Below are 23647 nucleotides of genomic sequence, written 5' to 3'. Positions count from 1 at the left end.
AGACCCTGAACGCAAAAATGCCTCAGTCCCCGAACCATACGGTTCGGGGACTGAGGCTAAAATTTGTTCGGCGGCGTCCTACTCTCCCACAGGGTCCCCCCTGCAGTACCATCGGCGCTGAAAGGCTTAGCTTCCGGGTTCGGAATGTAACCGGGCGTTTCCCTAACGCTATGACCACCGAAACACTATGAAAATTTGAACGCTGGTGTTGACACAGCTGTTCGTTATTTCAGAACTAACACAGTGGACGCGAGCAACTGAGGACAAGCCCTCGGCCTATTAGTACCGGTCAGCTCCACACCTTACGGTGCTTCCACATCCGGCCTATCAACCCAGTCGTCTACTGGGAGCCTTACCCACTCGAAGGTGGTGGGAGTCCTCATCTCGAAGCAGGCTTCCCGCTTAGATGCTTTCAGCGGTTATCCTTTCCGAACGTAGCCAACCAGCCATGCCCTTGGCAGGACAACTGGCACACCAGAGGTTCGTCCGTCCCGGTCCTCTCGTACTAGGGACAGCCCTTCTCAAGACTCCTACGCGCACAGCGGATAGGGACCGAACTGTCTCACGACGTTCTAAACCCAGCTCGCGTACCGCTTTAATGGGCGAACAGCCCAACCCTTGGGACCGACTCCAGCCCCAGGATGCGACGAGCCGACATCGAGGTGCCAAACCATCCCGTCGATATGGACTCTTGGGGAAGATCAGCCTGTTATCCCCGGGGTACCTTTTATCCGTTGAGCGACGGCGCTTCCACAAGCCACCGCCGGATCACTAGTCCCGACTTTCGTCCCTGCTCGACCCGTCGGTCTCACAGTCAAGCTCCCTTGTGCACTTACACTCAACACCTGATTGCCAACCAGGCTGAGGGAACCTTTGGGCGCCTCCGTTACTCTTTAGGAGGCAACCGCCCCAGTTAAACTACCCATCAGACACTGTCCCTGATCCGGATCACGGACCGAGGTTAGACATCCAGCACGACCAGAGTGGTATTTCAACGGCGACTCCACCTGTACTGGCGTACAAGCTTCACAGTCTCCCACCTATCCTACACAAGCCGAACCGAACACCAATATCAAACTGTAGTAAAGGTCCCGGGGTCTTTCCGTCCTGCTGCGCGAAACGAGCATCTTTACTCGTAGTGCAATTTCACCGGGCCTATGGTTGAGACAGTCGAGAAGTCGTTACGCCATTCGTGCAGGTCGGAACTTACCCGACAAGGAATTTCGCTACCTTAGGATGGTTATAGTTACCACCGCCGTTTACTGGCGCTTAAGTTCTCAGCTTCGCCTGGACGAATCCAAGCTAACCGGTCCCCTTAACGTTCCAGCACCGGGCAGGCGTCAGTCCGTATACATCGCCTTACGGCTTCGCACGGACCTGTGTTTTTAGTAAACAGTCGCTTCTCGCTGGTCTCTGCGGCCACCCCCAGCTCACCGAGTAAATCGGATCACCAGTGATGGCCCCCCTTCTCCCGAAGTTACGGGGGCATTTTGCCGAGTTCCTTAACCATAGTTCACCCGAACGCCTCGGTATTCTCTACCTGACCACCTGAGTCGGTTTAGGGTACGGGCCGCCATGAAACTCGCTAGAGGCTTTTCTCGACAGCATAGGATCATCCACTTCACCACAATCGGCTCGGCATCAGGTCTCAGCCTTAACGTGTGACGGATTTGCCTACCACACGGCCTACACCCTTACCCCGGGACAACCACCGCCCGGGCTGGACTACCTTCCTGCGTCACCCCATCGCTTACCTACTACAAGTCTGGTTCGTCGGCTCCACCACTCCCCTTTGCCCGAAGGCTCCAGGGCGGCTTCACGGACTTAGCATCGCCTGATTCGATATTGGGCGTTTCAAAGCGGGTACCGGAATATCAACCGGTTGTCCATCGACTACGCCTGTCGGCCTCGCCTTAGGTCCCGACTTACCCTGGGCAGATCAGCTTGACCCAGGAACCCTTAGTCAATCGGCGCACACGTTTCTCACGTGTGTATCGCTACTCATGCCTGCATTCTCACTCGTGAACCGTCCACAACTCGCTTCCGCGGCTGCTTCACCCGGCACACGACGCTCCCCTACCCATCACGATCCCCGTTGGGGGTACATATCGCAATGACACGACTTCGGCGGTACGCTTGAGCCCCGCTACATTGTCGGCGCGGAATCACTTGACCAGTGAGCTATTACGCACTCTTTCAAGGGTGGCTGCTTCTAAGCCAACCTCCTGGTTGTCTCTGCGACTCCACATCCTTTCCCACTTAGCGTACGCTTAGGGGCCTTAGTCGATGCTCTGGGCTGTTTCCCTCTCGACCATGGAGCTTATCCCCCACAGTCTCACTGCCGCGCTCTCACTTACCGGCATTCGGAGTTTGGCTAAGGTCAGTAACCCGGTAGGGCCCATCGCCTATCCAGTGCTCTACCTCCGGCAAGAAACACACGACGCTGCACCTAAATGCATTTCGGGGAGAACCAGCTATCACGGAGTTTGATTGGCCTTTCACCCCTAACCACAGGTCATCCCCCAGGTTTTCAACCCTGGTGGGTTCGGTCCTCCACGAAGTCTTACCTCCGCTTCAACCTGCCCATGGCTAGATCACTCCGCTTCGGGTCTAGAGCGTGCAACTCAAACGCCCTGTTCGGACTCGCTTTCGCTACGGCTTCCCCACACGGGTTAACCTCGCTACACACCGCTAACTCGCAGGCTCATTCTTCAAAAGGCACGCAGTCACGACGCACTGAGTAAACTCAATGCGCGACGCTCCCACGGCTTGTAGGCACACGGTTTCAGGTACTATTTCACTCCGCTCCCGCGGTACTTTTCACCATTCCCTCACGGTACTATCCGCTATCGGTCACCAGGGAATATTTAGGCTTAGCGGGTGGTCCCGCCAGATTCACACGGGATTTCTCGGGCCCCGTGCTACTTGGGTGTCTCTCAAACGAGCCGTCAATGTTTCAGCTACGGGGGTCTTACCCTCTACGCCGGACCTTTCGCATGTCCTTCGCCTACATCAACGGTTTCTGACTCGTCCTGTCGTAAAGACGACAGAAGAGAGATCCCACAACCCCCACGACGCAACCCCTGCCGGGTCTCACACGCCGTAGGTTTGGCCTCATCCGGTTTCGCTCGCCACTACTCCCGGAATCACGGTTGTTTTCTCTTCCTGAGGGTACTGAGATGTTTCACTTCCCCTCGTTCCCTCCACATGCCCTATGTGTTCAGGCATGGGTGACAGCCCATGACGACTGCCGGGTTTCCCCATTCGGAAACCCCCGGATCAAAGCCTGGTTGACGGCTCCCCGGGGACTATCGTGGCCTCCCACGTCCTTCATCGGTTCCTGGTGCCAAGGCATCCACCGTGCGCCCTTAAAAACTTGGCCACAGATGCTCGCGTCCACTGTGCAGTTCTCAAACAACGACCAGCCACCCATCACCCCACCACAACGTGGTGAGTGCACTGGGGCTAGGCGACTGAAGTACAACGGGCCAGGCCCGTGCCTTCAGACACCCAACAGCGTGCCCGGCCCTCCCCCGCGGTCTGTCACGTTCCACGCCGAAGCAGTACTAGTGAAATCCCTTGAGGAAGTGCCGAATAGTCAACGTTCCACCCATGAGCTGACCGTGCAGAACATTTGCCTGCAATCGGTGCTGTGCTCCTTAGAAAGGAGGTGATCCAGCCGCACCTTCCGGTACGGCTACCTTGTTACGACTTCGTCCCAATCGCCAGTCCCACCTTCGACAGCTCCCTCCCACAAGGGGTTGGGCCACCGGCTTCGGGTGTTACCGACTTTCGTGACGTGACGGGCGGTGTGTACAAGGCCCGGGAACGTATTCACCGCAGCAATGCTGATCTGCGATTACTAGCAACTCCGACTTCATGGGGTCGAGTTGCAGACCCCAATCCGAACTGAGACCGGCTTTTTGAGATTCGCTCCGCCTCGCGGCATCGCAGCTCATTGTACCGGCCATTGTAGCACGTGTGCAGCCCAAGACATAAGGGGCATGATGACTTGACGTCGTCCCCACCTTCCTCCGAGTTGACCCCGGCAGTCTCCTGTGAGTCCCCATCACCCCGAAGGGCATGCTGGCAACACAGAACAAGGGTTGCGCTCGTTGCGGGACTTAACCCAACATCTCACGACACGAGCTGACGACAGCCATGCACCACCTGTATACCGACCACAAGGGGGCGACCATCTCTGGCCGTTTCCGGTATATGTCAAGCCTTGGTAAGGTTCTTCGCGTTGCGTCGAATTAAGCCACATGCTCCGCTGCTTGTGCGGGCCCCCGTCAATTCCTTTGAGTTTTAGCCTTGCGGCCGTACTCCCCAGGCGGGGAACTTAATGCGTTAGCTGCGGCACCGACGACGTGGAATGTCGCCAACACCTAGTTCCCAACGTTTACGGCGTGGACTACCAGGGTATCTAATCCTGTTCGCTCCCCACGCTTTCGCTCCTCAGCGTCAGTAATGGCCCAGAGATCCGCCTTCGCCACCGGTGTTCCTCCTGATATCTGCGCATTTCACCGCTACACCAGGAATTCCGATCTCCCCTACCACACTCTAGCTAGCCCGTATCGAATGCAGACCCGGGGTTAAGCCCCGGGCTTTCACATCCGACGTGACAAGCCGCCTACGAGCTCTTTACGCCCAATAATTCCGGACAACGCTTGCGCCCTACGTATTACCGCGGCTGCTGGCACGTAGTTAGCTTATTGCGCTTCTTCTGCAGGTACCGTCACTTGCGCTTCTTCCCTGCTGAAAGAGGTTTACAACCCGAAGGCCGTCATCCCTCACGCGGCGTCGCTGCATCAGGCTTTCGCCCATTGTGCAATATTCCCCACTGCTGCCTCCCGTAGGAGTCTGGGCCGTGTCTCAGTCCCAGTGTGGCCGGTCGCCCTCTCAGGCCGGCTACCCGTCGTCGCCTTGGTAGGCCATTACCCCACCAACAAGCTGATAGGCCGCGGGCTCATCCTTCACCGCCGGAGCTTTCCACCCGCCAAGATGCCTCGGCAGGTCGTATCCGGTATTAGACCCCGTTTCCAGGGCTTGTCCCAGAGTGAAGGGCAGATTGCCCACGTGTTACTCACCCGTTCGCCACTAATCCCCACCGAAGTGGTTCATCGTTCGACTTGCATGTGTTAAGCACGCCGCCAGCGTTCGTCCTGAGCCAGGATCAAACTCTCCATGAATGTTTACCGGTAATCCGGTGCACACACACGTAAGAGCGGAACGACCAGGTCGGAATAAGACCAGTCGTCCTCAGCGTCCTCGCTGTGTTGTTGCCTGCCCGTCACATGGACCGGCAGGACTTTTCAAAGGAACCTCCAACCCAACCGACGAGCGGTGGGCCGGGGTTGTCAATCTGGCGTTGACTTTTGGCACGCTGTTGAGTTCTCAAGGTACGGACGCTTCCTTTGTTCCCGTTTCCGGGCCCTCCGGGCTCTTCCTTCGTTTCCGACTCTATCAGATCGTTTTCCGATCCGATTTCCTCGGTGCTTTCCAGGTCTTCGCTTTCGCGCTTCCCTTTCCGGCGGCTCCGACTCTATCAGAAGCATTTCGGCCGAGCTAATCGGCATCATGTTTCGAATCGAATCGAAGATGGCTCTACGGAAATTCAATTTCCGGTGAGAGCGAGAGAGATGTTAGCCAGTTCGCTCGGACTTGTCCAGTCCGGCGCAACCGTTTGAATCTACCTCCCCACTCCGACCGTGTCAACGGTTTTTGTGGGCGAAGAGGACAGTACCAGGTCAGAGGGGTCGTCCGCACATCACGCGGCGGTGGGGAGCCCCGCGCTGCGGTCCGACACCTCGACGTCACCCGTCTCGCCCTCACGCACGGCTCGGCCACCGAGCACGTACACGTAGACAAGAAATGCCAGCTCGGCGCCGATGCCGATGCCGATGCGCGCCCACGTCGGCAGCCCCGAAGGCGTGACGAAGGCTTCGATGACGCCGGAGACGAAGAGGACCAGGGCTAGGCCGATCGCCATGCCGAGGGCCGCGCGGCCTTCTTCCGCGAGTGCGGTGCGACGCGTGCGGGGGCCGGGGTCGATGACCGTCCAGCCAAGGCGTAGCCCTGTACCCGCCGCGACGAAGACAGCGGTCAGTTCGAGCAGGCCGTGCGGCAGGACGAGGCCCAGGAACGTGCCGAGACGGCCGGCCGACGACATCAGAGCGGCGCCGACTCCGAGGTTCAGCATGTTCGCGAACAGCACCCACAGGACGGGCAGGCCGAGGAAAGCGCCGAGCACCAGGCACACCGCCGCGGCCTGCGCGTTGTTCGTCCAGACCTGGGCGGCGAAGGATGCCGCCGGGTGGCTGGAGTAATACGTCTCGTACTCGCCACCCGGTCGCGTCATGTCACGGAGGGTGTCGGGGGCGGCGATCGACGCCTGGACTTCCGGGTGCGTCGCGATCCACCAGCCGATGACGGCTCCCAGCGCTGTCGACAGCAGTGCTGTCGGAATCCACCATCTACGCGCGCGATAGACGGCTGCGGGGAATCCAGCGGTCAGGAAGCGCGCCGCGTCCCGCCAGGAGGAACGGCGGGTACCGGTCACCGTCGCGCGTGCGCGCGCGACGAGCTGCGTGAGGCGGGCCGTGAGCTGTGGATCGGGGGCGGCGGACTGTATCTGGGACAGATGCGTCGACGTGCGCTGGTAGAGGGCGACGAGTTCGTCCACCTCCGCGCCCGTGAGGCGACGGCCGCGGCGCAGCAGGTGGTCGAGCCTGTCCCACTCGGGGTGGTGGGCGGTGACGAAGACGTCGAGGTCCATGGTGGCTGCTGCTCCAGGCACTGGGTGCATACGGTCCGTACTACTGCGGCGCGCTGCGGGCCAGCTTGGCAGACTGAGGTTTCCGAGAGTCGGGGAAGGTCGCTGTTCTGACGGCGTCGGTGAAGGGTGGGTATCGGTGAGTGCGCTGGTCACGGGGGACGCGGTCGTGCTGGGGCTGCGCCCCGCGCGGTTGCCCAGTCGCGCACTCGCGCTTGTCATCGACATGGCGGCGGCCTGGACCGTCTATCTGATCGTCTCGTTCGCCTTGCTGCTGTCGACGGCGTCGCTCGATGACGCGGCTCGTGCGGCCCTGTCCGTCGCGCTGTTCGTCCTCGTACTCGTCGGAGCGCCCATAGCCGTCGAGACGCTCTCGCACGGGCGATCGCTGGGGAAGCTGGTCTGCGGCCTGCGAGTGGTGCGGGATGACGGCGGCCCCATCCGCTTTCGCCACGCGCTGGTGCGTGGCGCGATGGGTGTCGTGGAGATCCTGCTGACCTTCGGGGTCGTCGCCTGCATCGCCTCTCTGGTGTCGGAGCGCGGGCGCCGCGTCGGGGACGTGTTCGCGGGAACCCTGGTCGTACGGGAGAAGGTGCCCGCTGGACGGGCCGGCGCGTTGCCACCTCCGCCCGCGTGGCTGGTGGGACGTTTCTCCGGGCTGGACCTGTCGGGTGTGCCGGACGCCCTGTGGCTGGCGATACGCCAGTACCTGACGCGCATGGGACAGCTGGACGCCCAGGTCGGCTGGGGGATGGCGGTCCGGCTGGCCGACGATCTGGCCGCGCGTACGGGGGTGCCGGCGCCGGAGGGCGTGCCGCCGGCCGCTTATCTGGCCGCCGTGCTGAGCGAGCGCCAGGCGCGGGACGCACGACGGGCATTCGGATCCGGACAGGTGACCGGCTCGCGCGGCTCGGCTGGCAGCGGCGGCACGGCCGGGCACGCGGAGGGCTTCGGTATCCGTCCCGGCGGCGTTCCCGGTGGGGCACCGGTCGCGGATGCCGCGGGCGGCTTCGGCTCCTGGCCCGCATCGCCCCCTCACGGCGGCGGGCCCACCGCCCCCGCGCCGCAGCCTTCTGTCCCGTCGTCTTCGGGCCCTGCGGGCGAGGCACCACCCGCCACCGGCTTCGTCCCGCCCGCCTGACCGGGCCGTTCCGGATCCTGCGGCGCGGCTTCCAGGACAGTCGGCACGCCTTCCCCCGCAGAAGCCGCGGTGGCCGCTGGGCGGTCGGGCGCTTGAGGCAGTTGCCGACTCGGTCGGCCGAGGAGCTACGACGTCAGGTCCGGCCAGTTCGACGGCGGTGATTCGAGGGCTTCGAGCTCGATTCCCGGGGCCGCGAGAACCACGTCCCCCGCGATGTGGATCATGTGCTGCTCCCCCGTGTCCAGGGCGCTGACCTGGTATTCGTCCACGGTCAGGGGGCCGTTGTCAGTGGGGTGCGCTTCACTGTTCACCAAGGCCCAGGACTGGTCGAGGGTGCGGGGTGCCAGGACCGGGTCGGTGAAGGCGACGAGGCGTACGCGGGCCGCGGATGAACCGGGGGTGAGGCGCAGCAGACGTGCCGTGGCGATGAGGAAGGCCGGGGACGTGCCGGTGAAGGCATGGGCGGGGACATTGCCTTCGGTCGCATGGGTGCCGGTGGGGTCGGTGCGGACCCAGGTGACGCCGTCGAGGGCGGCGCCCCGCACCTGCCAGCTCCCGGCGTGCAATTCAAGACGGATCGGGCGGCCGAGGTCGTCGAGTGCGAGGTCGACGGATCCGGCGGGGTCGCCGGAGGGGGTGGTGGTCTGAGAGACGTAACGCCAGCCGGAAGGGCCTGGCGCGCAGTGGAAGTGTTCTTCGCCGAGGGGGGTGTGATCGTGCGGATCGTGAAGCGAATACCGGCCGCGGGGCATGGGGTCTCGTGGTCCTCGAAGGCGTAGGGGTGGACCGTTGTACGTGTCGTGTGCGTACCGGATGTGTGCGTGCGCGGTGCTCACGTACGGCGTGAGGTACGAGGCAGGCCCCCGGCACGGGGGTCCGGGGGCCTGCCTTCGTACCAGTGCGCTGTAGCGGTTCGCTGCATGCCAGTCACTGCCGCTGTGCGTGCCGCTGCTCCGGAGTGGAGGGCGGGCTGAGGCGCGGCCGAGGAGCTCTCTCCGCCGCGCCTGAAGCCCGCTGGGCCCGCTCAACGGGACGGGATCGGGTCCCGTCCCGTGTGGGCGCGGTCCTGCGGGCCCCCCGCCGCGAGCGGCAGGGGTCCCGCGGTCCGGCTCAGTAGCGGTAGTGGTCCGGCTTGAACGGGCCGTCGACCTCGACGCCGATGTACGCGGCCTGCTCGGGGCGGAGCGTCGTGAGCTTCACGCCGAGCGAGTCGAGGTGGAGGCGGGCGACCTTCTCGTCGAGGTGCTTGGGCAGCACGTAGACGTCGGTCGGGTACTCCTCGGGCTTGGTGAACAGCTCGATCTGGGCCAGGGTCTGGTCCGCGAACGAGTTGGACATCACGAACGACGGGTGGCCGGTCGCGTTGCCCAGGTTCAGCAGGCGGCCCTCGGAGAGGACGATGAGGACCTTGCCGTCGGCGAACGTCCACGTGTGGACCTGCGGCTTGACCTCGTCCTTGACGATGCCGGGGATCTTCGCGAGGCCGGCCATGTCGATCTCGTTGTCGAAGTGACCGATGTTGCCGACGATCGCCTGGTGCTTCATCTTGGCCATGTCCGCGGCCATGATGATGTCCTTGTTGCCCGTCGTGGTGACGAAGATGTCGGCCTTGTCGACCACCTCGTCGAGCGTGGTGACCTGGTAGCCGTCCATCGCCGCCTGCAGGGCGCAGATCGGGTCGATCTCGGTGATGATCACTCGGGCGCCCTGGCCGCGCAGGGACTCCGCGCAGCCCTTGCCGACGTCGCCGTAGCCGCAGACGACGGCGGTCTTGCCGCCGATGAGCACGTCGGTGGCGCGGTTGATGCCGTCGATCAGGGAGTGGCGGCAGCCGTACTTGTTGTCGAACTTGGACTTGGTGACCGCGTCATTGACGTTGATCGCCGGGAAGAGGAGGGTGCCGTCGCGGTGCATCTCGTACAGACGGTGGACACCGGTGGTGGTCTCTTCGGTGACGCCGCGGATCTCGGACGACAGCTGCGTCCACTTCTGCGGGTTCTCGGTGAGGGTGCGGTTCAGCAGGGTGAGGATGTAGCCGTACTCCTCGCTGTCCGCGGTGGACGGGTCCGGGGCCGCGCCGGCCTTCTCGAACTCGACGCCCTTGTGGACCAGGAGGGTGGCGTCGCCACCGTCGTCCAGGATCATGTTCGGGCCGCCGGTCGGGGAGTTCGGCCACGTCAGGGCCTGCTCCGTGCACCACCAGTACTCCTCCAGGGTCTCGCCCTTCCAGGCGAAGACCGGAACGCCCTGCGGGTTCTCGGGCGTGCCGTTCGGGCCGACCGCGATGGCCGCGGCGGCGTGGTCCTGGGTGGAGAAGATGTTGCAGGAGGCCCAGCGGACCTCGGCGCCGAGGGCGACGAGGGTCTCGATCAGCACGGCGGTCTGCACCGTCATGTGCAGGGAGCCGGTGACGCGCGCGCCGGCGAGCGGCTGGCTGGCGGCGTACTCCTTGCGGATCGACATCAGGCCGGGCATCTCGTGCTCGGCGAGGGTGATCTCCTTGCGCCCGAAGGCGGCGAGGGAGAGGTCGGCGACCTTGAAGTCCTGGCCGGCGTCGACTGTCGTCATGGGGAGCTGCTCCTCGTGAAAAGGGTCGAGGGTGAGTACGGAAGGTCTGCGCGCGCGTACGGGCATGACGGCGGCCACGCGGGCGATCAGTGCCCCACGCGGACAGCGACATGTCCAGCTGGACATGAGGCGTCCACCTGGGCTCGGTCGCCCGGATGGACACCGGGGTGTCCGTGGGCACCGCTGGGGTGCCCGCTTGCGCACGCAGCGCAGTCCGTCGGAGGCCCTCTCTCCCTCGGCCGGTGCGCGTGGCGTACCGACCGACCGCCATCAGCAGCGACGTCTGGCTCTGGTCACGAATCTACACCGATCGGCCCAGCCGCCCCCAGTCCGATCCGGATGGCGAGGTGGCGAAATCGCGGGTCGGGGCGGTTCGCAAACAGGGTTCTTTGGCGACTTTTGCTGATGCTCTGCTGGTGGACCGCATGCGGCCGGTGGGCGTACGCGCGGGCCGGTGGCCGTGCAAACGGCGACCGCCTGAGCGATTTCCCGTGGGAACTCGCTCAGGCGGTCGTTCGACTCAACGGCTGTTCGACTGTTCGGCCCGCAGCCGGTTCGGCTGTTCGGTCAGTGACCGGTGCCGCCGGGTGTGGCCGCCGGGTCCGGGCCCGCGGCGGCCTCCGCGGCGCTGTAGATGTCGGGCTCCAGGTAGATCACGCGCGCGATGGGGACGGCTTCGCGGATGCGGGCCTCGGCCGCGTTGATGGCCTCGGCGACCTCGGCCGCCGTGTCGTCGTGCTGCACGGCGATCTTGGCGGCGACCAGGAGTTCCTCCGGGCCCAGGTGGAGCGTCCGCATGTGGATGACCGAGGTGACGGTGTCGCCGTCGACCATGGCCGCGCGGATCTTCTCGACCTCCTCCGTACCGGCCGCCTCGCCGAGCAGGAGGGACTTGGTCTCGACCGCCAGGATGAGGGCGATCAGGATGAGCAGCAGGCCGATGGCGAGGGTGCCGATGCCGTCCCAGATGCCGTCGCCGGTGGCCAGGGCCAGGCCCACGCCGCCGAGGGCGAGGACGAGACCGACCAGCGCGCCCGCGTCCTCCAGGAGGACGACGGGCAGCTCGGGGGCCTTCGCCCGGCGCACGAACTGCGCCCAGGAGAGCCCGCCCCTGGTCTGGTTCGACTCTTTGATGGCGGTACGGAACGAGAAGCCCTCCGCGATGATCGCGAACACCAGTACCCCGACGGGCCAGTACCAGGCTTCGATCTCGTGGGGGTGCTTGATCTTCTCGTAGCCCTCGTAGACGGCGAACATGCCACCCACCGAGAACAGCACGATCGAGACCAGGAAGGCGTAGATGAATCGCTCGCGGCCGTAGCCGAAGGGATGCTTCGGCGTCGCCTCTCGCTGTGCTTTCTTGCCGCCGAGCAGCAGCAGGCCCTGGTTGCCGGAGTCAGCCAGTGAGTGGACGCTCTCCGCGAGCATCGACGACGAACCGCTGAAGAGGAACGCCACGAACTTGGCTACCGCGATCGCCAGGTTGGCGCCGAGCGCCGCCACGATCGCCTTGGTTCCGCCTGACGCACTCATACGTGCACGTGTTCCCTTCGTCGGTGTCGCGGCTGCCCGGGTGCCGCCATACGGCCGCACATTGTTGCATCAGGCCACGACAGTGGCGCGAAAAGCGGTGCCCGTACCGCTCAGCTCGGCCTTTTCGCCCGCGCGGACGAAGGCCGACTCCCCCGGTGCCAGGCGCAGGTCCCCGAGCTCCAGCTCGCCCGCCGTGCACAGGACGATCTGCGGGGTGCGCGCCGTCAGGTCGGTGGCGGTCGCGCCACGCGCGCGTACGTAACGCGAGAGGCGGAACTCGTCGATCGGGGTGTCGTACAGCTCCTCGCCCGCCGCCGACGCCTCCGGGCGCAGCACGCCGGGGTCGCTGGCCTCGAAGCGGACGATGTTGAGGAGTTCGGGCACGTCCACGTGCTTGGGAGTCAGACCGCAGCGGAGCACGTTGTCCGAGTTGGCCATGATCTCCACGCCCAGTCCGCTCAGATAGACGTGCGGGATGCCGGCCCCGAGGAACAGGGCCTCGCCGGGCTGGAGTTGAACGTAATTCAGGAGCATCGCCGCGAGGACGCCCCGGTCGCCCGGGTAGTGGTGCGCCAGCGAGGCGTACGCGTTGTAAGTGTCGCCGCCGAGGCGGGCGCACGCCGCCGCCGTCTCGCCGACCGTCACCGCCATCCCGTGCGGGTCCGCGGTCAGTACGGCCGTCAGGACCTCGCGCAGCGCCGCTTCCTCGGGGTGGGCGCGCAGCAGATCCACGTACGGCTTGAGGGAGTCCACGTCGAGCGCGGCCAAAAGATCCGCGGATTCCTCCGGAGCCCGGAACCCGCACATGCCTTCGAACGTTGTCAAAGCACAGATCAGTTCGGGCTTGTGATTGGCGTCCTTGTAGTTCCGGTGCGGGGCGTCGAGCGGAACGCCCGCGCTTTCCTCGGCCGCGTAACCCCGCTGCGCCTGGGCGAGGTTGGGATGCACCTGAACCGAAAGGGGGGCGCCTGCCGCCAGCACTTTGAGGAGAAAAGGAAGACGGGGACCGAATTTGGCGACGGCCAAGTCGCCGAGCTCCGCCGACGGATCCGCCGCGATGACGTCGGAGAGCGGGGTCTCGCCCGCACCCCGGTCGATGCGGGACGGTGCGCCCGGATGCGCTCCCATCCACATCTCGGCCAGGGGCTCGCCGGTGGGGGCGGTGCCGAGCAGCTCCGGGATGAGCGTCGTGGAGCCCCAGGCGTAGGGGCGCACGGTATTGGCGAGACGATCCATGGTTCGCGTGATCTCTTTCGCGTGGTCACGGGCGGATTCCGATGGCATGCGGTGCGGATTACGGCCGTACGCCGTTGACGCGGCGGTGGGCTGTACGGCCGCGGTCGCATCGGCGAAGGTGCCCTCGGTCGATGTCAGTCGCCCTCGGCCGGTGTCGACGCGAGCGCGAGGTAGGCCGTCGCGAAGTCCGTGACGGCCAGGAGCTCGGCAAGGCACTCCAGCTCCGTACCCTCCTCCGGCTCCAGCTCGCTGATCTGCGCGTCATGGCTGAGCGCGAGTTCGCGCGCGGCCGGGGCCGCGGAGAGGCCGCCCGCCGGGCGGTCGCGCAGCAGCACGACGCTGGCGCGCAGGGCCGCGGGCTCCTCGACGCGGTCGCGGAAGAAGTCGTCCGGGTCGGCTCCTTCCCCAAGCGAACCGGCGAGCAGGACACCGTGCGAGGCCAGGGCTTCGGGCAGTTCACCGGCGAGCGCGGGGCGGCCCGCGAGTTCGGCCAGGACGTTCGCGAAGCGGCGGCCGACCGGACCCGCCCCGTTCTCGCCCTCGGTCCAGACGAGCGGGAGCGAGTCGGCGAGCTGCGCCGCGAGCGTCTTCGCCGGGTTGCTGTACGTGGCGATGGCCGGGCCGCAGCGCTCCGCCGTGCGGTCCAGCCGGTCGGCGATCTTCTCCAGCGTCTCCGGAGGAGCGGCGATCACGCCGAGGCGGTCGAGCAGGGCGAGGATGGGCGTGAACAGGGCCCACAGCGCGCTCGGCGCGGCGGCCGGGGTCGTGCCGTCCTCGTACTGCTCGTGCGGAGCCGTCGCCAGGGGCACGACCAGACCGTGCACGCCGTCGACGGCCTCGGCGAGCGGGGAGGTCCTCGGCGTGACGGCCACGACCGTGCAGCCGCGGCGGTACGCCTGCTCGGCGAGGAGCGCCAGGCCCGGCTCGCTGCCGTCCGTCGTCGTGATGAGCAGCAGGTCCACCGAGCCCGCCCAGCCCGGAAGGTTCCAGCGCAGGGCGCCCGCCGCGGCGGCCACGCCCGTCGAGCCGAGGCGGGTGACCGGAGAGGAGGCCCCGGCCAGCGCGGTGACCAGGTCGGCCACGCCCGCGGCGGCCGTGCCGGGGCCCGCGACCAGCACGGCCCGGGGACGGCCCTCCGGCCGCAGCTCGGCGATGCCCGCCTCGACGGCGTGCCGGGCAGCGGTACGGACACGGGCACCGGCCTCCGCCGCCCCGCGCAGCAGACCACGTCGGTCGGCGCGGGCCAGGGCTTCCGGCGCGTCGAGCAGCGACTCATCGAGCATGTGCGGCGGCCTCCGGGGCGTGTCGGGGTTCCGGGTCACTCGGTGCGGGCTTGCCGACGGGGTCGCGCGGACCCCGGGTGCACCCGTCAGGCGGGGCGGCGGGCCTCGTCCACGAGGAGCACCGGGATGCCGTCGCGGACCGGGTACGCCAGACCGCAGTCCGCGCCGGTGCAGACCAGCTCGGGCGTCTCCTCGGCCGTGGCGTCCTTGAGCGGCGCGTGGCACGCGGGGCAGGCGAGGATGTCGAGGAGGCCGGCTTCGAGCGGCATGAGGGTCCTTCCGGAACGTCTTCGTACGTGTGGATCAGGCGTCGTCAGCCTACCGCCGGGGTGCCGTGGAGGCGCCCCGGGTGGCGGCCCGGAACCGGTCCGGTCCGAGTCCCGGCCGCGCGTCCGGCCGCGGGGCCGCAGGCCGTCCGTCCTGCGGCGGTCAGGGCCGGGAGCCCGTGCGCCCTCGGGCGGCCGGAGCCCGGGACGGGGCCGTGCGGCCCGCCCCGGGTGACGCGCGGTCCGGCGGGATTACGCCCGTACGAGCGCGAGGACCTCGTCGCGCAGCTTTGCCATGGTGGGTTCGTCGCGGGCTTCGACGTTCAGGCGCAGGAGGGGCTCGGTGTTGGAGGGGCGGAGGTTGAACCACCAGTCGGCGGTGGCGACGGTCAGGCCGTCCAGGTCGTCCGTGGTGACTCCCGGCCGGGTGGCGAAGGCGTCACGGACCGCCTGGGTACGGGCCGCCTGGTCGCTCACGGTCGAGTTGATCTCGCCCGAGCCGCTGTAGCGGTCGTACGAGGCCAGGAGGCGGGACAGCGGGGCCTCCTGGCCACCGAGGGCCGCCAGGACGTGCAGGGCCGCCAGCATGCCGGTGTCGGCGTTCCAGAAGTCCTTGAAGTAGTAGTGCGCCGAGTGCTCGCCGCCGAAGATCGCCCCCGTGTTGGCCATCTCCTGCTTGATGAAGGAGTGGCCCACCCGGGTACGGACCGGGGTGCCGCCGTTCTCGCGCACCACCTCCGGCACGGACCACGAGGTGATCAGGTTGTGGATAACCGTTCCGCCCGGATGCCTGGCCAGCTCACGGGCCGCCACCAGCGCGGTCACCGCGGACGGGGAGACCCCCTCGCCGCGCTCGTCGACCACGAAACAGCGGTCGGCGTCACCGTCGAAAGCGATACCCAGATCCGCGCCCTCGGTGCGGACCCGCTCCTGGAGGTCGACGATGTTCGCCGGGTCCAGGGGGTTGGCCTCGTGGTTGGGGAACGTGCCGTCGAGCTCGAAGTACATCGGCACCAGCGTCAGCGGCAGGCCGGCGAAGACCGTGGGAACGGTGTGGCCGCCCATGCCGTTGCCCGCGTCCACCACCACCTTCAGGGGACGGATCCCGGACACGTCGACCAGGGACTTCAGGTGAGCCGCGTAGTCGTCGAGCGTGTCCCGCTCACTCAGCGTCCCCGGGACCGCGCCCGCCGCCGGCGCACCCGTCTCAGACCACTCCTCGACCAGGGCACGGATGTCGGCCAGCCCCGTGTCCTGACCCACCGGAGCCGCACCCGCACGGCACAGCTTGATGCCGTTGTACTGCGCCGGATTGTGGGAGGCCGTGAACATGGCACCCGGCAGATCCAGCTGCCCCGACGCGTAATACAGCTGATCCGTGGAGCACAGACCGATCAGCGTGACATCCGCGCCCAAACGGGCCGCGCCACGCGCGAACGCCGCCGACAGGCCCGGAGAGGAGGGGCGCATGTCATGCCCGACCACGATCGCCTCGGCACCCACCACCCGCACGAACGCGGCACCGAACAACTCCGCCAGGGACTCGTCCCACTGATCCGGCACCACCCCGCGGACGTCGTACGCCTTCACGATCTGCGACAGATCAGCAGCCACGGCCCAACCCTTCTGAAAAGACCTGCGGGAACATACGGCCCCCTGGTCCGAGGCTACCGGCTGGTGGTGTCGCGGCCAGGGCGCCTGTGGACAACGTCGCGCGGTGTGTGGGGTGAGGGCTGGAGGGGGTGGGGTTGGTGCGGTGGTCAGCGGCTGCTTGCCAGCTGTCGGCTGTCGTCCGCCGTCGGCTGTTCGTCAGCCGTCAGCCGTCCGTCGGCGGGCGTTGGTCGTCTGGCGTTGGTCGTCCGTCGGCGGTCTTCTGTCATCTGACATCTGCAAGCCGTCGTCGGACATCTGCCAGCTGACGTCTGCCGTCCGTCACCTGAAATCCGCCGTCTGACATCTGCAATCTGAAATCTGTCAGCCGTCAGCCATCAGCCGTCAGCAACCATCCGCCATCCGGCCATCCGTCACGCGTCGCCCGGCCCCTACGGCTCCGGGGAGCGGAGTACGCGGAGGTGGCCTCGGCGGGCGACCTCCATGGGGTCGGCCGCGCGGGCGCCGCCCGCTTCCGCCGCGCGTTCGTGGGGGCGGGCCGCTTCCCGTACCGCGTTGGCAAGCGCTTCCAGGTCGTCGCCGCTGGGGCGGCCCGGGGCCGAGCTGTCGGTGAGGCGCACGACCTCCCAGCCGCGCGGCGCGGTGAGGCGCTCGCTGTGCTCGGCGCACAGGTCGTAGCAGTGGGGCTCGGCGTAGGTGGCGAGCGGTCCGAGGACTGCGGTCGAGTCCGCGTAGACGTACGTCAGTGTCGCGACGGCAGGGCGGCCGCACGCGGTGCGCGAACAGCGACGTACAGGGCTCACGACGTTGGACGGTACCGCACTCTTGAGCGGGCCGCGACGACTCTCCACCGGGTCACTCCACCGTGTCGCGGTGTGAGCTCGGGCACAAGGGCCGTGTGGACAACTGGGCTGACCTGCACAGGAGGAGAGCAGCACGGTGCGTTACGGGCCCGATTACATTCCGTACTTGAGAATCTTCCGGTCAAGCGGCGTGAAATCGCCTGTCCAGTATGGGCCGGCAATCGCTCTCAATCGGTAGGGAAACGGTCATCGCACGACATGCTGTCGAACGGGCCGCCGCCGCGATCGCGGGGCGCTCCGGAGGGCTACGCTGCGTCAGTGATGGACAGTTCCCGTTCCGACATCGACACCGGCTCCGGACCCGACTCCGTACCGCCCGGTCCGCGGCCACGCCGCCGCGACCGTCACGGGCGCGGAATGCGCGGACCTGTGGCACCGCCCCAGGTACCGCTCTCGGCGAGCCGCGCGGAAAGCTTCCGTGATCTGGTGCGGGACTCGGTGGAGCGACTGGAGCGGCGCTGGCCGCAGCTCGCCGATGTCGACTTCCTCGTCTCGGACGTGCCGCTGCCGGAGGGCGACGAGGACGGGTGGAGCGACGAGGCCGTGCCGCTCGGGCGCGCCCTGCCCGCCGCGAAGGGGTCGCCCGCGCGGATCCTCGTCTACCGGCGGCCGGTCGAGATCCGCACCAAGAGCCGCGACGAGCGGGCCCTGCTCGTCCACGAGGTCGTGGTCGAGCAGGTCGCCGAACTTCTCGGCCTGGCACCGGAGTCGGTCGATCCGCGGTACGGACAGGACTGAAGAGGACCGAAAGGGACTGAAACGGTCTCTCGCGGTCCGTCCCAGCCCTTGTGCGGCCCCTCGCCGTCCTTGACGATCACTCACCGTCCCCCGGCCACCCCCGTCATCCGGGGCGGCGCCGCACCGCCGCCCGATCCACCGGCCGTCCTTGGCTGCGCCTCACCACCCCGGCCTCACCCGGACCTCCGCGACCCCGGCCCCGGCCCCGTTCAGTCGTCCAGCACCGACAGGTCCTGGCGGGCCGCCGGGACCACCACCGTTCCCTTGTCGTCCGGCAGCGTCTGCACGGTGAACATCGGGATGCCGTCCTGCGGCAGCGCCAACGTGCGGGACGCGTAGACGGGGCCGCTGCCCGGCTGGGGCTCGACCGTGAGCGCGTACGAGCCCTTGAGCCCGGCCGGGACCGGCGGCTCGACCGCGAGCGTCGTGCCGGCCTTGACCGTGTACGTCTTGGTCTGCGGCTCGCCGCCCTCGGTGCCGGGCGACGCGGTGACCTTCACGGTGGCGGGCGCGGCCGGCGCGGTGAGCGCCAGGGTCGACCCCTTGGCCCGGTTGTCGGCCGCCGTCGACCGGTCGCCGACCGGCGCGGTGGCCGAAATGTATGCGGTCTCCTGCTTGTCACCCGTGCCACGCACTACGCGCACCGCCGCGACGATGGGCGTTTTTCCGCCATCCGAAGTCGGGGTCAGGAAAAGGGAACCCGCCTCGCCCCTCGTCACGTTCTTCAAATCAAAGGACGCCGTCATCCCCGCCTTCACGTGGACGGCCTCCAGACCAGCAGGGGTGAAGCTGCCGCCCGCACCGGCCAGCCGCACCTTGAGATCGGCGTCATCGGCGCCCTTGGCGTACACCACCAGGCGTACGTCGGTGGCGTCGCCCGGGATGCCCGGGACGACCTGGCTCGCGGCCGGGTCTGCCGACGCGGACAGCCAGTCCGCGCCCGCCTTCGCGTCGGATGCCTGCACGACCGCGCCCAGCCGCCCGGAGCGCGTCGTGACGTGCACGGTGAGGTCGTCCGCCGCCGCCGAGGTCAACGTTGACAACAGAACAGGGACGCTGGATTTGGCGGGCACCGTGATGCCCTCCCCCGCATCCGGCTTGATCTCCCCGTCCTTGCCGAACAGGTCGATGTCCGCGACGGCCGCCGTGTCGTCCGGGTTGGTCAGATGGACGTAGTCCTGACGCGACTTGGCGGTCGAGGCGCCGGGGAACCAGAAGTCGGTGTCCGGGTCCGTGCACCGGGTACCCAGCACCGCGCGGTTCTCGCCCGCCGACACCACCGTGGTCTGCTGCGCTGCCCAGCCGGGGGCGAGCGGGCCGTCGGCGGAGCCGATGAGCGCGGGGGCGTCGGAGCCGTCGGCCGAGGCCGAGGCGGCCTTGCCGGGCTCCTTGAGGGTGATGACCGCCTTGTTGGGGTCGGGCTTCTCGGGGGTCTTCCCCTTCTTGCCCTTCTTGTCCCCCTTGTTGGAGGGCTGTGTCGGCGCGCTGTCGGTGAGCGGCGCGGCGGCGGGCTTCAGCACCGCCGTGCCGGAGGCGGCGGACGCACCCGTCCGGGCGCCGCCCTCGCCGCTGCCCTTCGGGGTGTAGGCGGTGTAGGTGGTCTCCGCGAGGTCGGAGAGGCTGGGCGCCGGGCACAGCAGGCTGGAGCGCTCGACCGGCAGCCGGGCCGGGCCCTTCGCGACGGACTTCGCCGATCCGCCCCCGGGCGCGGTGACGGACGCGAAGCCGGTGACGGCGGCGAGGGCGACGGCGGCGGCGATCAGGGAGAGTGTGTTGCGGTTCACTGGTGGCTCCCGTCGGGGCGGTGCTGCTGCTCGTTCTCATGACCCTGGCCCTGGCCGTGCCCCTGGTTCTGCCCGGGGATCCGGCCGCCGTCGCCCTGCCCCTGACCGCCCTGACCCGGACCGCCCTGGCCCTGGCCGTCGTGGCCCGGGGCCGGGTCCCCGCCGTAGCCGTATCCGTAGGGGTCGTACGCGGGCTCCTGCTGCGGGGGCTGCGGGTACTGCTGCTGTTGGTACGGGTCGTACTGCTGGTACTGCTGCTGGTACGGGTCGTACTGCTGCTGCGGGTAGTCGGCGTTGGCGTAGGCCGCGGAGTCCCAGTTGCCGTAGGGCTGCTGCTGGGGGACCTCGGAGGCGTACGAGGTGGTGGCGTACGGGTCGTGGTCCGGGGCGGCGGGTGCGCCGGGGGGCGGGGGCGGGAAGCCCTGCTCGCCGGGGACGTCCGTGTCGCCCGCGGCGCCCCGGGACCCCGGCTCGCCGGGCTGCGGGCCGGTGCCGTCACCCGCACCGGCGGCCTCGGCCGCGGCTGCCTCGGCCTCCGCCTGGGCGCGCAGGCGGCGGGCGCGCCGCCCCTCGCCGTCGCGTACGGGGGGCAGCTCCGGCTGCTCCTCCTCCGGCAGGTCGTCGTCGATCCGGCGACGGCGGCCCGGCAGCGCGAGCACGACGAGCACCACGGCGAGCAGCGACTGCGCCCAGATCCACGCGGTGTGGGTGAAGGGGGCGGCGTAGGTGATGTCCAGGCGGCCCCCCTCGGCGGGGAGTTGGAAGCCCTGGGCCCAGCCGTCGACGGTGGTCTTCTTGAGGGCCTTGCCGTCGAGGGTCGCGGTCCAGCCGGGTGCGGCCCGGTCGGCGATGCGCAGGACGCGGCCGTCGGCGCCGGACGGGATCTTGGTGTGGACGTCCACCGGATCGGCGGCGACGGCCACCGGCTCGGCGGCGCCCGCCGGGGCCGAGGAGGCGGAGGGGGAGGCGGCCGGGGGCACGATGACGGCGCGGGCGACCTGGCGGTCGACCCGCCACAGCGCACTGCCGTCGAGCTGGCTCAGCCGGCTCAGGCCCGGCGTGGTGTCGAGGACGCGGGCGACCGAGCGGGGTGCTCCGTCGCGTACCAGCACATAGCGCACGGCGAAGCCGCTGAGCTGGGAGGACTGGTCGGCGCCGGAGCCCGCGACCAGGTTGGCGACGACCTTGTCCAGGCGCGGGTCGCTGCCGCCGGAGGCGGCGAGTTCGGCGTCGCCGAGACGGCCGCCGGAGCCGCGCACCAGGGTGTAGGAGACCTCGGCGGACGAGGTGCCGCCGAGGACGAGGGTGCGGGCCTGGTCGCGGGTGCCGCTCTCCTCCGCGACGAACGCCGGTACCTGGACCGGGTCGCGGCGCTCCAGCGGGCCGTCGGCGCCGCCCAGCATCCAGCCGCCGGCCGCGATCAGCGGAGCGAGGGCGGCGGCCAGGGCGATGAGCACGGCGACCGGCTGGCGCCAGCCGAAGCCGTGGGCGGCGACGCGCTCCTTGGCGCCCTCGGCGCCGAGCACGGCGGCGGCGATCAGGGCGAGCCCGTAGAGAAGGGTGGCGGGGCCGGCCCAGCCCTTGTTGTTGGAGAGGGCGGCGAACAGGAAGCCGGTGAGGGCGACCGCCCAGGCGGCGCGGACGGCGAAGACGCGCTCGCCCCGCAGGAGTGCGGCGAGGGCGGCCAGGACGAGCCCGGCGAGCAGCAGACCGCCGACCGTCTTGGGGCCGCCGGGGCTGGCGCCGAGCAGGTCGAGGGCCGAGGCCGAGCCGGTGGCGTAGCGCAGTCCCGCCTCGTGGAAGAGGTCGGAGGGGCTGGTGAGCAGGGTCAGCGACCAGGGCGCGAGCGCCAGCAGGGGGGTACCGACGGCGGCGAGGAAGCGCAGGCCGTAGGCGGTGAGGTCGTCGCGGCGCAGTACGAGGACGACGGCCCCGAGGAGTACGGCGACGGGCCAGACGACGGGGGTGAACGCCATGGCGACGGTGAGGAGCAGCGCGTACGTCCAGGTGGCGCGCCAGCTGCCGCGGCCCTCGCCGCGCAGCCCGGCCGCGGTGACGCCCGCGCGGGCGATCAGCGGAAGGAGCACGGCCAGGACGGCGGTGCCCAGTCGGCCGGTGGCGAGGGCGCCGGTGGCGGCGGGCAGGAAGGCGTAGGCGACGGCCGCCCAGGCGCGCAGCAGCCGGGACTCGACGAGCGGACGGGAGGCGAAGTAGGCGGTGAGTCCGGCCAGCGGGACGGAGCAGACCAGCAGGAGGGTCAGGGCGAGGCCGGTCGAGCCGAAGCAGAGGGCGGCGAGGGCCGCGATGACGGCGAGGTAGGGGGGTGCGGTCTGGGTGCCGCCGGTGCCGATGGGATGCCAGGCGTCCGCGTAACGGCCCCACAGGTCGCCGACGCCCGAGGGCGCGGGCAGCAGGGCGCCGCCGGAGAGGGCGTTGCCGCCGAGGAGTTCGCGGCAGGCGACCAGGGAGATGAGGAGCAGCAGGGCGAACAGGACGGGCGCGGGCTTGCGCGCGATCTTCTTCAGCCGGGCGAACTGCTCGATCTCCAGGAAGTCGGCGTCGTCGCCGCCGGGGCCGGACTCGACGGCGCCGTGCCGGGAGCCGCCGGTGTCCTCGGTGCCCGCGCCGAGGCTGGAGGCGACCGATTCCACGGTGGCGCGGACGGTGGCGCCGGGCGGCGGGAAGAGGGGCCGCAGTTCGCTCGCCTCGACACCGCTCTTGCCGCGGCTGCGTCGCCCGGCGAGGATGCGGCCGGGCCGCAGCAGGGTCGCGGACAGGCCCATGATCTCGTCGACGGCCTGGCCGGGGGCCTTGCCCACCAGATAGGCGAGGGTGCGCAGCAGGGTGCCGACGACGATGCGGAGGAACACGTACGGGAGAGCGGCGGGACGGGAGTTGACGAGCATCGTGTAGACGGCGCCCGCCTTGTCGACGCGGTGCGGGTCGACGGCGGAGCGGCCGGCGCAGTCGACGGTGCGGCGTTCGCGGGCCGCGGCCTCGGCGTGGCGGACGACGGCCTCGGGGGCGACGAGGACGGTGTGCCCGGCGGCGTGCGCGCGCCAGCACAGGTCGACGTCGTCGCGCATCAGCGGCAGCCGGCGGTCGAAGCCGCCGAGCTCCTCCCACACGTCGCGCCGGATCAGCATGCCGGCGGTGGAGACCGACAGGACCGGGCGGACCTGGTCGTGCTGGCCCTGGTCCTGTTCGCGGCGGTCCAGGCCGGTCCAGCGGCGACCGCTGCGGGCGATGGAGACGCCCACTTCGAGCAGTTGCTTGCGGTCGTACCAGCCGCGCAGCTTGGGGCCGACGACGGCGGCGTGGCTGTCGGAGTCGGCGACGCGCAGGAGTTCGGCGAGGGCGTCCGGGGCGGGCGCGCAGTCGTCGTGCAGCAGCCAGAGCCACTGCACGGGCTCGCCGTGCGGGAGTTCGGGGAGGTCGTAGCTGTCGTCGCGCCAGCTGCGGGAGACGGGGTCCCAGCCGCTGGGGCGCTTGAGGTAGGGCAGTTCCTCCGGTCCGAGCACCCCCGCGGAGCGGACGGCCTCGTCGACGGCGGCGCCGAAGCCGGTGCGGCGGGCGAGGTGCAGGACCCGGTCGGCGCCGAGCGCCTCGGTGACCAGGCGGGCGGAGTCGTCGGCGCTGCCGGTGTCGGCCGCGTAGGCGCTCTGCACGGGGCGTTCCTGGCCGAGGAGCCCGGCCAGGGCGTCGGGCAGCCAGCGCGCGCCGTCGTGCGAGACGAGTACGGCGGTGACGACATGTCTGGGGAACTCGGGGGTCGCGGCCTCGGTGTACGGGGCCGTCGACTGGCTGTGCACGGACATCGAGGTACGGGCCCCTCCGGCCGGGGTCCGG

The 23647-nt window shown here is 68.6% G+C and carries 13 protein-coding genes and 3 rRNA genes; 2 read left to right on the top strand and 14 right to left on the bottom strand.

Annotation, left to right across the window (positions count from 1 at the left end; translation table 11 throughout):
- Positions 1-65: 65 nt before the first annotated feature.
- From rrf to AB5J87_RS21465, 4 genes are all read right to left on the bottom strand, one after another.
- Positions 66-182: ribosomal RNA gene (gene rrf, locus AB5J87_RS21480) — 5S ribosomal RNA — on the bottom strand.
- Between the two features lie 77 nt (positions 183-259).
- A 23S ribosomal RNA gene (locus tag AB5J87_RS21475) occupies positions 260-3382 on the bottom strand.
- A 281-nt stretch (positions 3383-3663) separates the two neighbouring features.
- Positions 3664-5192 (bottom strand): 16S ribosomal RNA (locus tag AB5J87_RS21470).
- The 16S, 23S and 5S rRNA genes sit together here, the layout of an rRNA operon.
- A gap of 578 nt (positions 5193-5770) precedes the next feature.
- Positions 5771-6778, bottom strand: a complete 1008-nt coding sequence (locus tag AB5J87_RS21465) for a stage II sporulation protein M (protein WP_369378514.1) — start codon at positions 6776-6778, stop codon at positions 5771-5773.
- Positions 6779-6914: 136 nt separating this feature from the next.
- Here AB5J87_RS21465 and AB5J87_RS21460 point away from each other — a divergent pair, with 136 nt between their 5' ends.
- Positions 6915-7916, top strand: coding sequence for an RDD family protein (locus AB5J87_RS21460; RefSeq protein WP_369378513.1), 1002 nt, complete (start codon positions 6915-6917; stop codon positions 7914-7916).
- A gap of 125 nt (positions 7917-8041) precedes the next feature.
- Here the strand turns inward: AB5J87_RS21460 and AB5J87_RS21455 are convergent, their stop codons facing one another.
- The 8 genes from AB5J87_RS21455 to AB5J87_RS21420 form a co-directional block, all read right to left on the bottom strand.
- Entirely contained in the window at positions 8042-8668 is a 627-nt protein-coding gene (locus AB5J87_RS21455; RefSeq protein ID WP_369378512.1) for a hypothetical protein, read from the bottom strand.
- A 358-nt stretch (positions 8669-9026) separates the two neighbouring features.
- Positions 9027-10484: an adenosylhomocysteinase gene (ahcY, locus tag AB5J87_RS21450; protein WP_369378510.1), complete on the bottom strand. Its 1458-nt coding sequence runs from the start codon at positions 10482-10484 to the stop codon at positions 9027-9029.
- A gap of 567 nt (positions 10485-11051) precedes the next feature.
- Complete coding sequence (locus AB5J87_RS21445; protein ID WP_369378509.1) at positions 11052-12017, bottom strand: cation diffusion facilitator family transporter; 966 nt, start codon at positions 12015-12017, stop codon at positions 11052-11054.
- A 69-nt stretch (positions 12018-12086) separates the two neighbouring features.
- The gene (manA, locus tag AB5J87_RS21440) at positions 12087-13253 is read right to left on the bottom strand and encodes a mannose-6-phosphate isomerase, class I (RefSeq protein ID WP_369378508.1); all 1167 of its coding nucleotides are present in this window, start codon (positions 13251-13253) and stop codon (positions 12087-12089) included.
- A gap of 134 nt (positions 13254-13387) precedes the next feature.
- Entirely contained in the window at positions 13388-14536 is a 1149-nt protein-coding gene (locus tag AB5J87_RS21435) for an SIS domain-containing protein (protein ID WP_369378507.1), read from the bottom strand.
- 86 nt (positions 14537-14622) lie between these two features.
- Complete coding sequence (locus tag AB5J87_RS21430) at positions 14623-14805, bottom strand: Trm112 family protein (protein ID WP_067159781.1); 183 nt, start codon at positions 14803-14805, stop codon at positions 14623-14625.
- A gap of 249 nt (positions 14806-15054) precedes the next feature.
- Complete coding sequence (locus AB5J87_RS21425) at positions 15055-16416, bottom strand: phosphomannomutase/phosphoglucomutase (RefSeq protein WP_369378505.1); 1362 nt, start codon at positions 16414-16416, stop codon at positions 15055-15057.
- 428 nt (positions 16417-16844) lie between these two features.
- Positions 16845-17264 (bottom strand): DUF3499 domain-containing protein, encoded by a 420-nt coding sequence (locus AB5J87_RS21420; protein ID WP_369378504.1) that lies wholly within the window; start codon positions 17262-17264, stop codon positions 16845-16847.
- A gap of 273 nt (positions 17265-17537) precedes the next feature.
- Between AB5J87_RS21420 and AB5J87_RS21415 the strand changes: the two genes are divergently transcribed.
- Positions 17538-18014, top strand: coding sequence for a metallopeptidase family protein (locus AB5J87_RS21415; protein ID WP_369378503.1), 477 nt, complete (start codon positions 17538-17540; stop codon positions 18012-18014).
- A 209-nt stretch (positions 18015-18223) separates the two neighbouring features.
- Here AB5J87_RS21415 and AB5J87_RS21410 read toward each other — a convergent pair whose 3' ends face one another.
- Entirely contained in the window at positions 18224-19798 is a 1575-nt protein-coding gene (locus tag AB5J87_RS21410) for a DUF5719 family protein (RefSeq protein ID WP_369378502.1), read from the bottom strand.
- Positions 19795-23616 (bottom strand): glycosyltransferase family 2 protein, encoded by a 3822-nt coding sequence (locus tag AB5J87_RS21405; RefSeq protein ID WP_369378501.1) that lies wholly within the window; start codon positions 23614-23616, stop codon positions 19795-19797. The genes AB5J87_RS21410 and AB5J87_RS21405 overlap by 4 nt, the downstream gene beginning before the upstream one ends.
- Between the last annotated feature and the right edge of the window lie 31 nt (positions 23617-23647).

It is taken from the genome of Streptomyces sp. cg36, from assembly GCF_041080675.1.
Taxonomy (GTDB): Bacteria; Actinomycetota; Actinomycetes; order Streptomycetales; family Streptomycetaceae; genus Streptomyces.
The sequence above is the reverse complement of the archived record's forward strand: the minus strand, read 5'-3'. Positions and strand labels throughout refer to the sequence as shown.

Coding starts and splice junctions, on each gene's coding strand:
- AB5J87_RS21465 (WP_369378514.1), bottom strand. CDS start 6,778: ATGGACCTCGACGTCTTCGTCACCGCCCACCACCCCGAGTGGGACAGG.
- AB5J87_RS21455 (WP_369378512.1), bottom strand. CDS start 8,668: ATGCCCCGCGGCCGGTATTCGCTTCACGATCCGCACGATCACACCCCC.
- ahcY (WP_369378510.1), bottom strand. CDS start 10,484: ATGACGACAGTCGACGCCGGCCAGGACTTCAAGGTCGCCGACCTCTCC.
- AB5J87_RS21445 (WP_369378509.1), bottom strand. CDS start 12,017: ATGAGTGCGTCAGGCGGAACCAAGGCGATCGTGGCGGCGCTCGGCGCC.
- manA (WP_369378508.1), bottom strand. CDS start 13,253: ATGGATCGTCTCGCCAATACCGTGCGCCCCTACGCCTGGGGCTCCACG.
- AB5J87_RS21435 (WP_369378507.1), bottom strand. CDS start 14,536: ATGCTCGATGAGTCGCTGCTCGACGCGCCGGAAGCCCTGGCCCGCGCC.
- AB5J87_RS21430 (WP_067159781.1), bottom strand. CDS start 14,805: ATGCCGCTCGAAGCCGGCCTCCTCGACATCCTCGCCTGCCCCGCGTGC.
- AB5J87_RS21415 (WP_369378503.1), top strand. CDS start 17,538: ATGGACAGTTCCCGTTCCGACATCGACACCGGCTCCGGACCCGACTCC.
- AB5J87_RS21405 (WP_369378501.1), bottom strand. CDS start 23,616: ATGTCCGTGCACAGCCAGTCGACGGCCCCGTACACCGAGGCCGCGACC.